This is a genomic window from Bacteroidota bacterium (assembly GCA_016720935.1).
Lineage (GTDB): Bacteria > Bacteroidota > Bacteroidia > AKYH767-A > 2013-40CM-41-45 > JADKJP01.
Window position 1 is genome coordinate 304528 of record JADKJP010000002.1, and the last position, 12127, is coordinate 316654.

General features: G+C 40.1%; 10 protein-coding genes. 2 read left to right on the top strand and 8 right to left on the bottom strand.

All coding sequences use genetic code 11. The features are described 5' to 3' along the window. Positions 1–247: 247 nt before the first annotated feature. The 8 genes from IPP86_01455 to IPP86_01490 form a co-directional block, all read right to left on the bottom strand. Entirely contained in the window at positions 248–622 is a 375-nt protein-coding gene (locus IPP86_01455) for a group III truncated hemoglobin (GenBank protein ID MBL0137179.1), read from the bottom strand. Between the two features lie 107 nt (positions 623–729). Further along, entirely contained in the window at positions 730–1290 is a 561-nt protein-coding gene (locus IPP86_01460; protein MBL0137180.1) for an AraC family transcriptional regulator, read from the bottom strand. A gap of 424 nt (positions 1291–1714) precedes the next feature. Next, on the bottom strand, positions 1715–2500 hold the full coding sequence (locus IPP86_01465) for a hypothetical protein (GenBank protein MBL0137181.1): 786 nt from the start codon (positions 2498–2500) through the stop codon (positions 1715–1717). 184 nt (positions 2501–2684) lie between these two features. After that, positions 2685–4382 carry a T9SS type A sorting domain-containing protein gene (locus tag IPP86_01470; protein MBL0137182.1) on the bottom strand — a complete coding sequence of 566 codons (1698 nt, stop codon included), beginning with the start codon at positions 4380–4382 and terminating at the stop codon, positions 2685–2687. A gap of 441 nt (positions 4383–4823) precedes the next feature. After that, positions 4824–7358 carry a T9SS type A sorting domain-containing protein gene (locus tag IPP86_01475; protein MBL0137183.1) on the bottom strand — a complete coding sequence of 845 codons (2535 nt, stop codon included), beginning with the start codon at positions 7356–7358 and terminating at the stop codon, positions 4824–4826. A gap of 541 nt (positions 7359–7899) precedes the next feature. Further along, a complete protein-coding gene (locus tag IPP86_01480) occupies positions 7900–8340 on the bottom strand; it encodes a T9SS type A sorting domain-containing protein (GenBank protein ID MBL0137184.1) in 441 nt (146 codons plus the stop codon). Between the two features lie 25 nt (positions 8341–8365). Then, on the bottom strand, positions 8366–9481 hold the full coding sequence (locus IPP86_01485) for a hypothetical protein (protein MBL0137185.1): 1116 nt from the start codon (positions 9479–9481) through the stop codon (positions 8366–8368). Between the two features lie 169 nt (positions 9482–9650). After that, complete coding sequence (locus IPP86_01490) at positions 9651–10076, bottom strand: hypothetical protein (protein MBL0137186.1); 426 nt, start codon at positions 10074–10076, stop codon at positions 9651–9653. Between the two features lie 359 nt (positions 10077–10435). Between IPP86_01490 and IPP86_01495 the strand changes: the two genes are divergently transcribed. Both IPP86_01495 and IPP86_01500 read left to right on the top strand, forming a co-directional pair. Beyond that, complete coding sequence (locus IPP86_01495) at positions 10436–10708, top strand: hypothetical protein (protein MBL0137187.1); 273 nt, start codon at positions 10436–10438, stop codon at positions 10706–10708. Further along, positions 10648–12099: a hypothetical protein gene (locus IPP86_01500; GenBank protein ID MBL0137188.1), complete on the top strand. Its 1452-nt coding sequence runs from the start codon at positions 10648–10650 to the stop codon at positions 12097–12099. Before IPP86_01495 ends, IPP86_01500 begins: the two co-directional genes overlap by 61 nt. Positions 12100–12127: the final 28 nt, after the last annotated feature.

The following is a 12127-nucleotide window of genomic DNA, read 5'->3' on the forward strand; positions in this document are numbered from 1 at the left end:
AGCAATAATTAAATCACAATTCTGAAATCTCAAAGCCGCTCTTTCGGGAGCGGCTTTCATTCGAATTCTCCCGGAACATGAAAACGACAATTAAAATTATCGCTTTGACTTTTATTTCTTTTATCCTGGCACTGGGCTTAATTACCTTGTTAAAGACTCCTCCAGGACAGGCGACACGGCATGGGGCGTCCTATGGTAAAATCTTCTGAGCATCCCTGGCTTTCATTTTTCTTAAATGGAAATTCCTTCAGGCGCTTTGGATTTTGTGCAACATCAACCTTGCGATATTCGCGGCTCTGGTTTTTGCTTCTTCGGCTTTTTCTCCTTCAAATAAATCGTCTACCGTTTTAGTAAAAAGAGTAATCCATTCGTTGAATTCATTTTCTGCCATCGGAATGCTACGACTGAGTTGAATATGTCGTGTCATCGGATTGCCTTCATAACTCTGGTCACCCAAAAGAATGCTTGCCCAGAAATTGTACATTTTTGGCAAATGTAAACTCCAGTCAACTTTGGCCATGTCGTTAAAAATCGGACCAAGGACGGGATGCAATTTCACACGATCATAAAAAGTATTGACCAGAAGCTCAATGTGATTTCGGTCAGTAATCTGTGCTTTCATGATGCAAAGGTAATGTATTCCGACTCATACATCATCGATATTAACATAGACTTACCATGCACCTGATTTTCTATGTTTGATAAGATAAAATATAAATTGCTGAAGCACTAAATATTTTGAATCGTGATTCTTCTTTTTTCTTTCAGAGCCCTGAAGTGTGACGGAGTTAAGCCGGTGATTTTTTTAAATTGTGCAGATAAGTGAGCCACACTGCTGTAATGCAATTTGTGTGCGATTTCTGATAGCGTATCTTCTCCAAAAATGATTAACTCTTTTATACGTTCAATTTTTAAAGAAAGAATAAATTGTTCAATTGTAGTGGCTTCTACTTCTGAAAAGAAATTTGCCAGATAATTATAATTGTGATTTAATTCCTCACTAAGCAATACAGAAAATTTGATATTAGGTTTTTCGTCTGACTTGTAGACATAGTTATAAATGACTTTTCGGATTTTCTCAATCAACACTCCTTGTTTTTTTTCCAGGAGTTCAAGTCCGGCGGATTTGATCTTGTTATTCAATTCTTTCTTTTCCTCAATTGTGAGATCCTGTTTTGTTTCTATTTCTCCCAATTCTACTTTAACCGGAGAAATGTCTAGTTCATTCAGCGCTTTTTTAACTACAATCTTGCAGCTTTCGCAAGCCATATTTTTTACATAAATTTTCATGAAATAAATTTTAGCTTTTGAAATATTTAGAAACGTTCAACTCAAGCAGACATTGAATTTGTCAATTGCTATGTAAAGGTATTGTTTTAAAATTTGATCTCCGGAAAATGTTTTGAGTTGAAGTTTTCGAAAATGACTGGACGGCGTTTTTGTCATCACCAAAGTAGAGAATCTGTCTTTATTCGGCGATAAATGGAATTATTTCAAAGCAGATTTTCTGAATCAAATAAATACTATTCTGGAAAATTCTATGCTTGAGTTAAGCATCTACATCATCCTTATTTCGGACATGCAAAACCGGGAGCCTACTTCTTTTATTTTGATCGAAAAAGAAACAAACCGCTATCATCCGTCGAACACGATGTTCGTTTGGCAAAAATAAGAGGACGCAGCGATACGTCCTCTTTAAAAGTTGAATTATTATTTACTTATTATGACAAGCCAGGCAAAGTGCAGAGCCACGGTTGTCCATTTTCATAAGGTAAGGAGTGGAGTTGGAATGCGCGCTGTGACAGGATGTGCACTGAACTTTTCCCGATGCATCGAGCATTGCTGAGACCGGCTGCGAACCTGCCACGTAAGTAAGGTTTAGCGTATCGTAAGTAGAAAATAGATGTGTGGTCTGGTGAAGATCGCCATATCCTCCGGAAAGTGCCTGAAGGTAATCGACGGAAACAGGATGATCGTTGCGCAAATCAGCGCTGAAATTATATCCGCCGGTAATGTACTGTGTGCCTACTTGTCCGCCAAAAGAACCCAAAGCAACCGTACCATCATGACAAGCCAGACAAAGTTTGGATGTTCCGTCGATAGCTGTAACGCCCAGATTAGACTGATCTTTTATACTTTCAAAAAAGGTATAGTTGGCCGTTGACAACTCGTGATTCCAAAGCGGAGCTTCCGTAACGGACAGGTTAGCGTTGTGCGGCGTGTGACAGGGTTGACAAAGCTGTTGTCCGAGGGTGGTGGTGTAATTATAGGTATTCCAGATTTCAGCGCTGAAATCATGTGCATCATGGGTGGTGGAGTTTGGATCGGCGATTGCAGTTCCGAAGTTCAAGAGAATCAAAATCAATCCGGGAAGAAGGAAAATCCCCTTTTTGAAATATTTTTCAAGTTTGGTGTTATTCCGTACCAATTGCGGATTGCCTTTTTGGGCCAAAGAATCGGTAACTTTTGAGGGTTGATTGGTGTGTAGAGTAGTGTTCATCCTGACCCGAAATAACAAACCATTCGGAATACCCTCAATTTAAAGTCGCCGAACGGGAAGAAAATTGGGTTGAACCGGATGTTTCCTTCCTGGTTAAATTGCCATACAAAGATGACCACGGGACTTAATTTGAACAGCTACAAGAATGCCTTTTATTATCAATTACCGTATAGCTCACCAAATTCTATTGTTTCACAAGTTTGACTGTTTGTATTTCATTATTAGATGTTAACTGACAAAAATAAATTCCATTGTTCAAGTCAGATAAATCAACGGTGATTCTATTCTTCCCTTTTTGGAGTATTTGAGTTGGAATATTTTTTAAACTTCTTCCTGTTACATCATAAACGGAAAGAGAAATATTTTTTGCAGCAGATATGTTGAACTCTAAAGTTATCGTTGATTGAAATGGATTCGGAAACGAGGAAATATTCAATGTTGAAAATTCGTTGATGCCAGTGCTTATGTTATTGAATGTGTCATGGAACTTCGCTACTATAAAATTAGGGTCAAGACAGCAGGGAGTATATAGTATTGCGTCCCAGGGAGCAGAGCTTTTTGCGGTACCCGTAAAATAGAAGGTGCTGTCATTCGCCAATGTAAGTCCCGAGCCGGCATCATCTGAGCCACCTCCCATAACCCGCGCATAGACAATAGTTCCGTTAGGATCATAACGCGCAAGAAAGCAATGCGTGCTTTGTGTGAAGATTGCTACCTGAACGGTGTCGAAATTTGCAGTCAGAACATTCCCGCCAAGAAATCCTGTTATTATAGTATTTCCGTTTTTATCTGCGATGATATCCAAAGCTTCATCGTTTACACTACTTCCACCATGCCTCAGCCACAATGGTGTACCTGATGCATTTACTTTTAATGTAATTATTTCATTGTCGAACATGGTGTACCCATTAAAATATTGCGAACCAAATTGCACCGTATCTCCACTTGCATGACCTGTAATGTAAGTGTTCTCATTGCTGTCAATTGCAAGGCCGTTTATCCAGGTTCCATTTGTCCCACCACCACTGCTCAGCCATTGGCATGTGAGATTACTATCAAGCTTTAACTCAAAAACATTGAAGACCGAAGCGTTAGCAGTAAATCCATTCAGGGTGATGTTGTCGAAAAATGCACCGCCTACATAAATGTTTCCTGACCCCGATGCTACTTCAATTTCTCTTGCCTCCTGATGAATTGCACTTACGTCATTCAGTTGTATGAGGTCTGTGCGTGTACCATCTGGAAGGTAGCGAAGTAAAATTCCGCCATTGTAATTTAAGGAGAGCGTGTCGAAAAGATTGGTTCCGTCAACAGTTCCAACAACAACCACTCGTCCCTGGTCATCAATATCAATATCATTGAAACTTGCGCCAACTCCAATGCCTCCACCATGTTTCATCCATTGAATATTTCCATTCAAATCATACTTTGCCAAAAAACCATGCCTGCTATTTCCGGCATAGGTATAAGAAATTGTATCGAAAGTGACAGTAGGATTAAAATTTTGCGTACGGAAAGCACCACACACGTAAACAGCATTATCTGCAACAGATACTTTCACGGCCGATTCCTGAATGTCAATTGAGCCGGTTCCTCCAAATGTTCGCACCCATTGAACAATTCCGGCTCCATTATATTTAGCAAGAAAACCATCCTGATTAGCGGGAACAAACAAACCGGAGAAGTAGCTGTCAATTGAAAGATGTCCAATTACATAGGCGTTCTCACTTTCATCAGCATCCACAGCGGTACCATTTTCAATGGCACTGAAAGAAGGTGAACCGGCATCGTGAATCCATTGAATGGATTGTGCTGTGAGAAATTTTGGATTTACAAGTAACAGGAATATCCCAAAGAATAAAGTGCTAAATATTTTTTTCATGAAAGATGATTTTTAAGGATATTAATAGAGAGAATAAATAGAAAGTAGTGATGATCCCGGTTTTGGACAAGCAGTCTCTTGACTGGTTTTTGGGTTGCTTTATTTATAGCCAGGGAGCTGTGTGTCAAATTTTGTTGTGCTGTAAAGCTTTCTTCGTGACCCGAAATTACACATACTTAACAGGCTCCTCAATTAAATGTCGCCGGACGGGAATAATGAAGGGCTGAACCTGATACCTAGTTTTCGATTTTGAGAAAGGAAGAGATAAACTTTGCTTAATGTTCATGCAAGCTGCCGATTGCAAATGTAGAAAGTAAGTAATTAGGGCAACTACCTGTAACAATGCAAACTTGCTCAATATTAAAAAAAGGCCCGGATCGATTCGTTCGACCCGGGCTCTTTTGCTATTCGAATTCCCTTGATTACTGAGGGAAGTTCATTTTACATTTTTATCAATCGTACCGCCTGTGTCTCTTCACCGATAGTGATTCTCACAAAATAAATTCCGGCAGAGAGATTGTTCAGATCAAATGTGCGGTTATCGTGTGCTTTCAGATTCTCCTGTGAAACAAAGAGAACTTTTCCATACACATCCACAACGCTGACTTCAACAGCTCCTGATGCTTCGTTATTGAAATTGATATCAATAACTCCGGTACTTGGATTCGGATACACACCGACAGAACGTGTAGGACGGGCAGCAGTAGTATGAGGACGGTTGCAGGCAATTGTGCTCACCGTAATCATATCAAATGCTTCGCATGAATTTCCATCAGTGATCAATACTGAATATGTTCCGGGTGAAGAAACGTTCAGCGTTTGTCCGGTTGAATTATCAGACCAGAGATATTGATAGCCTGCGCCTGCATCCAGAGTAAGTGTTGCGCCAATGCAAATGGTTGTATCGGCACCCAACTCAACAACCGGTGAAGGGAATTGATAACCTATTGTTACTGTCGCGTAATCCGGACAGCCGTTATAGTCAGAAACCTGAACGGTATAAGTGCCCGGTGCAAGGTTGCTTACACTTGCAGTCGTCGCGCTACCTGCACTCCACAAGTAAGAATACGGTGCTGTTCCACCGGATCCACTCGCAGTAGCTGTTCCGTCTTCGCTGTTCTGACAAGTTGCGTCAGTTGAAGAAACGATACTTGCAACTATTCCCGATGTATTTCCAACCAATGCTGAAAGTGTTTGTTGACAGCCGTCTGCATTATCAACAACAGTAACCGTATAAACACCGGAAGTTAATCCGGTAGCAGTAGCACCGGTACTTACTGCAGGATTCCATGTATACGAGAAATTACCACTACCACCGGTAGTCTGAACACTTGCACTACCATCAGCAGCCTGACAAGTAGCAGGAGTGGTAGTCATAGTAGCACTGAATCCGGCAGCACCGTGAATCTCAACAGAACCCGCTATCCGGCAATTGTTATTGTCGCTTACTCTGACAGTATAGATACCGGCAGTCAAATTTGTGATCGAACTACTCGTCTGAGGAGGATTCGTATTCCAGGAATAAGTGTAGGGGACAGTTCCGCCACCAATTGTACAAGATGCATTGCCTGTTTGTCCGGAGCAGTCCGCATCCTGAGATGTCATGGCAATTGTCAATGCAGGAGGTTGAGTGATGTTTACATATTGTGTAGTGGAACATCCGGATGGGCTTGAAATATCCACAGTATATACTCCTGCATAAAGATGTGTGACCTGGGTAGTTTGCATTTCACCGGGCCACCACATGATTTCAAACGGTCCGGTACCACTCAGATTGAGATTTGCTGTACCATTGTGACCACCGAAACAACTTACATTGGTAGTGGCGACTTGTGTAACTGGAGCAGCCTTTACGTTGATGACAACCGGCAACTGCGACGATCTTACAGGAGTACCGTCATCTGTGGCAATGATCATCAGCGAATTCAAACCTACGTTTGAAGCCTGTCCAACAACCTGCACGGTGAAGGTGGAAGTATTTCCGGGAAGTGAGGTCACCGTTACACCACTCATGGTAGAAGTTGTTGTAACAGTAGTGATCTGTCCCAGTTCCGGAGAGAGGAATGAACCTTGAATCAAGAGTGTATCGCCTTCACACACACTCAATGTATCACAAGCTTGTGATGAATTCAGGATAGGAGGTACGTTGCTACCGCTTTGACAAACGTTCAGGATAAAGGATTGATTGTCGAGAGCGTCGATACCATCGTTATTTCCATAAGGACCGTCGTATGCTGAACCGGTCTGATCAAACATTCCAATTTGAATGTAGTCAATTCCATTTCCCTGGTTGACACCAACTGTAGCAGGAGTTCCGCCGAATCCGCCGGAACCACCGGATGCATCACCGGTTGTCCATTGCATATCCTGGTAGCAGAAAGAAACATTGGATCCCGGAGGAAGCAATGGATCAAAACCATCAGTAAGAATCAGCTGAAATGTATTTCCCATATCATCATGCGAACTAAAGTAGCCGACATTCTCCCACTGAACAATCAGGTGAGTACTGGTTACCTGGTAATAAACGATTCCACTCAATGGTCCACGTGTATCCACGTCAGCCCAGAACGGAGCGATCATGGTATAGTTTGGATCAGGAAATGAAGTGGCTGTGAAAGTCGCGTAAGGATTGGTGATAGAAACGTTTCCATTGTTATTGATGTACACGTCATTTATTTGTTGCCCATAAAAACAAAATGGAAATGGGATAGGAATAGAGATTGTAGACCAGTCATCATTTCTGTAATCAGGAGGCAGACCCGGACCACCACTGCCACCCGAGCCATCGAACTGAGCAACCTGCCAATTCGGATCACGCGGAATCCAGCATGCGCAGCCACTGGCAGTGTTCACCGAATTTCCGGGATGAACATTCGGAGCGATACGAGTCGGATTTTTTCCAAGTGCATCATAGTTGACATACTTCTCGTGACCGTTTAATCGTCCTTCAAGCTTGGCTTGATTGACTTTGGCCATATCAATTGTCTTTACATCAATTTGAGAAAACAGTTGTGATGTAAATAACAAGAAGGCACAAATGAGTAGAGTACTAAGTTTTGTCATAACTTGTTTATATTATTTGATTTCTTAAAACTAACCCTATGGCGTAGGGGGGATTATAGAATATACCAATTTACAAAAAGGAAAATTGGCTTACAAATAAATTCCGTGAACGAAAGCCTTGATTTTAGAGGGATTTGGCGACTTTTGACAGCTTTAACAATTTGATGTGTAAGAGGGCAGGGTGATTTTTTCGGGATTTGAATTGGGTTTTTTAATTCTGAATGAGATTCAGTTTACCGGCATTAAATTCAAGACACCGGAATTTATGAATCCAGGTGTCTTGAATTATTATTAGCAGGTACTTGGATTTATGATGGAGAACAAAGACTGATGAACAGGATCCTATTTTAAATCTCATTATTTTTTGAATTCCCGGATTGTGATATTGGATTCACGCAATCGGAAATGAGCTGAATACTTCCGACTGTACTTTGTTACACATTGGAAGTGCCTTTTAGTTTTTAATGAGTTTTACTATTTGTAAACCATCATTCGATTTTAATTTGCAGAAATATGTTCCTGTTTTGAGTTCTGACAGATCAATAGTGATAGTATTTTTTCCTTGTTGTGAATTATTTAGCGGAATGTTCTTTACATTTTTCCCGATGACATCAAAGATTGTAATTGTCGCATTTTTTATTTCTGATAAATTGAATTCTAATGATGCGGATGACGAAACCGGGTTTGGAAATATTTTTACCTGATTTTCAATCTGCAAATGATTATCAATTGCCACAGGTAACATATTGTAGTGAAAAACATACATGTTTCTTGAACCAATAGCATACAAACTTCCATCATTGGCAAATGAGGCGGCCAAACCGGTGCCTGCATATATATTTGGAGTACTAACCCAACTTTGAACACCCGTATTGCTGTACTGAACTATCGGCATTTGATTGAAAGAAGGATTAAATGGGTCAGGAGTAGGTCCCTCCTACGCCTGTAACAATTACTTCGCCAGTCGGTTTTGCTAAAATAAAATGTGGGTACTCATCGCTCGCAGTAGGATTGATTGGAACAGAATATGGTGAAGCCCAAAGCAATGTTCCACCTGTATCTGTTTGGAATGTTTCCCATTTAATACCACTTGCATTTCCATAACCTATCGCACTAATTCGATTATTTACATAAGTCATACGAGTTGCAAAATTATATCCTCCAAAATCATAAAAGTTTGCCCACAATAAATTACCGGTCGGATTATACTTCGTAAGTTTTACATCATAATCCCAGGTAATTGCATTGATTTGATGATAAAGACTTCCTAAAACATATACGTTGTCATTTTCATCAAATTCTACATCTGCGGAAAGGGTGCCAATCGCATCCGCTGTCCAAAGTAATGTGCCTGATGTATCCCAAACAAAAACAGGTGAAACATTGGGCGTTCCGCTACTCGTTGCTATTACGATCTTGTTATTTCTGATACGCATAGCATTAAAATTTTTAGGTGCATTTACTGTGCTTGAATTTGTGAAGATTACATTGCCATTTGTATCTATTTTAATTAATGTAGCGCCATTGGTGATTGCGGTACCGATATATAAATTTCCGATGGCATCAACTACACTTCTGCAATCAAAAGATGTAGTGCTATTGATTAGAATGGAAATTGGAATTACAGTTCTCCATAGCAATGTTCCTGCAGGACTGTATTTTATTGCTACAATTGCATTGGGATAATCATACGAACTTCCAATAGAATATTGATTACCAACCACAAGAATGTTGTTGTAAGCATCGCAATTCACCCAATTTGGCTTTTCATAGATGCTATGTATTCCGGATGAATCTTCAATTTCCCATAAGAACGTTCCTGAAATGTCATATTTCCTGGTAAACATGCGATAGCTTTGCAAATATCCGGTTACAACAACATTGTCAAGTGAATCAACAGCACACATAACAGATTGTTTTTGATCCCAATTGGCATTTTGCTGCCAGTCCAGTGCGTATTGTGCGAATAAACTTGTAACCGGCAAAGTGGTTGAGAGCGCAACGAAGAGCAGGATTAAATGTATTTTTATTTTCATAAATTATAATATTTTTAAATTTTAAGTGTACTAAGGAGTATGTTAATCGACCACGCATGTCAAAACTAAGAGATGCGGTTTTGTTAAATTCATATTCCGGTGAATTCAATAAATTTAAATATTCATTACAGGTGACTTTTAATTAAATGTCACAAACTGGAAATTTAGATCAATTAAAAATCGAGTGATTTTCAATATTAAAACCTGATCCGGTTAATTTCGGAGGTTGCCAAACAATGGTATGAAAATTTATGATGTTGATGGAGTCATTCACTGACAAAAAAGTGTTTGAGCCATTTATGAAGGCTTTAAAAATTGTTGATGAGAATTGACGGATATTGGCGTCAAAGAAAATGATCGAATTAAAAGTGTTGGGCGATTTATAGGGAAGTTCCTTGTCGCGCTCGTTGTCCTGATCTGTACTGTCATCAGTTATATAATGCATCACAAGAAATTTATAAAGCGAAACTGAATTATCAGTTTGTTGATGTTCATGTAAATGCTCAATCATCACTTCAATTTTCATCAGCTCGTTAAAACCGGTAGTTGAAAACAGGTAGATGGAAAGAAGGAATATGGCAGCTATATTTTTCAAGCATACAAATCTATGTCAAACTACATAACATTTAAATATTTCATGCTGAGCAGGAATAAATCGTATTTGAAATGGGAATATTTTCTTAAAGAAGCGTTGCCGGCTGAAATATTGAATTTTGACGTGTTCAAAAGATTATGCCGAAACGATGTAGTGTAAATTGAAATCATAAATGAATTGCCAATTGGCTCTCGGTAGAAATTACTTCATGCAGAGTTTTTGTAATAAACTGCTTAGGCGAGGTTCTTATGAGCCGATTTCTCCTGTAAGAAAATCTTTTATATATTGACAAGCTATCGATTTATCGAATCATGATCTCAATACGATTTCATTGGCTATTATATTTAAACAGCAAATCAATGCGTAAGCTTCTCTTTGTCTTTTTATTTAATTTGATTACGTTATTCGCCACAGCTCAGGGAACCTGTTTTCGTTCGGCAGATTTTCCGGGCTCTCCACGAAAACTTTGCAAAGCTGAAACCGTTGGCCATAAAGGATATCTTATGCTGGGCGTTGTTGGCGGCGGAATTCGAATAAACGAAGTTTGGGAATATGATGAACTCACAGCTTTGTGGACTCAAAAAATGATTTTCCTGGTACATCGAGATACGATGCGTTTACATTTTCATTAAATGGAAATATTTATCTGGGTGGAGGGAATTTTGGCACATGTTTTACAGATGTCTGGAAATATACGCCCACAACAGATAGTTGGGTGCAGGTTGCAGATTTTCCGGGAACCAACTCAAACCAGTATGCTAATTTCACTTACAATGGAAAGGGGTACATTGCTTTTGGACGGATCTCTTGTAGCAATAATTCCGGCACTGATCAATTCTGGGAATATGATCCGATTGCTGATGCATGGACACAGCTTACATCTGCTCCGGGTGTAGTATCATGGAGCAGAGCAGCAGTTGTTAATGACAAGGTTTTTTTCCTGAACGAGACAAGTACCGCGGTATACGTTTATGATTTTTCTACATCAACCTGGGATACCTCATGGCCCAATGCAGCCGGACCTGCAACTTCTGTCCCATTGTTTGGGTGTAGTATCAACGGTGTACCTCATATCTTTAATCAGAATTATCCGAAGTTTCTGCACCTGCCCAGTCAAAACTGGTTCCGTGGAGATACTTTGTTCAACATGAACTGGCATCAGGACATGGCTTTCATGGCTTTTGCAGATACTGTGAAAATTATTGGAGGAAGTGATGGCAGCTCCGCATTTACCAGTGATGTCTGGACTTATTATCCGGGCTGTACAAGTACAATTGATGCACAACTTTCAGTTGCTGATACCAGTTATTTTGGCGGAGTGACCAATTTGTTGAATACAAGTATTATTTCTCCCGCAGGAAATAATTATGCATGGCAATGGCAGGTTGATACAACAATTTCAGGATGGTTTGGCGGAGATACAGTACTCAGGCCCGATCATTATGGAACTTATTATGTCAGCTTACTCGCAACCAATGGTTATTGCATCGATTCAACATCAGATTCTGTTTTTGTAAACAGAGGAATGTGGAGCGGAAAAACTGTTTTACCTGCAGAAGGAGAGGAACGTAGCTTTGCAATTGCCGCTGTCCTTGGGAATGAAGCATACATTGGCATGGGTGTAGACGCAAACGGTCTTGTACTACGTGATATGTGGAAATACAATTCTGTCACACAACGGCTGACACGATTAGGAGATTTTCCATTTCCGCGTTTGAAATATCCGGCTTTTGTTCAGGCGAATTCAAAATTCTATCTGATAGGTGGTGATCCGGGTGTGTTTCCAAATACGACAAATAAATTTTATGAATATGATCCCGCGACAGATCTCTGGACCGCATTGCCGGATTTTCCGGGACCTGCACGATCGAGTGCAAGGGCTGTAGTGCTTAATTCAGAGATCTATCTTTTTTTCGGTGGTACTACTGAAGTGTACAAATACAATACGGTAAGTGCAACATGGACACAGTTGACATCACATCCTTCCATGACGTATGTAGATGCCGTTTTGGAATACGGGTGAAATATTATTTCTATTGTTCTTGGAAGTG

Excerpts from the sequence above, each read along its gene's own strand:
- IPP86_01495 (MBL0137187.1), top strand. The coding sequence starts at position 10,436 with ATGCGTAAGCTTCTCTTTGTCTTTTTATTTAATTTGATTACGTTATTC.
- IPP86_01455 (MBL0137179.1), bottom strand. The coding sequence starts at position 622 with ATGAAAGCACAGATTACTGACCGAAATCACATTGAGCTTCTGGTCAAT.
- IPP86_01465 (MBL0137181.1), bottom strand. The coding sequence starts at position 2,500 with ATGAACACTACTCTACACACCAATCAACCCTCAAAAGTTACCGATTCT.
- IPP86_01485 (MBL0137185.1), bottom strand. The coding sequence starts at position 9,481 with ATGAAAATAAAAATACATTTAATCCTGCTCTTCGTTGCGCTCTCAACC.
- IPP86_01475 (MBL0137183.1), bottom strand. The coding sequence starts at position 7,358 with ATGGCCAAAGTCAATCAAGCCAAGCTTGAAGGACGATTAAACGGTCAC.
- IPP86_01480 (MBL0137184.1), bottom strand. The coding sequence starts at position 8,340 with ATGCCGATAGTTCAGTACAGCAATACGGGTGTTCAAAGTTGGGTTAGT.
- IPP86_01470 (MBL0137182.1), bottom strand. The coding sequence starts at position 4,382 with ATGAAAAAAATATTTAGCACTTTATTCTTTGGGATATTCCTGTTACTT.
- IPP86_01460 (MBL0137180.1), bottom strand. The coding sequence starts at position 1,290 with ATGAAAATTTATGTAAAAAATATGGCTTGCGAAAGCTGCAAGATTGTA.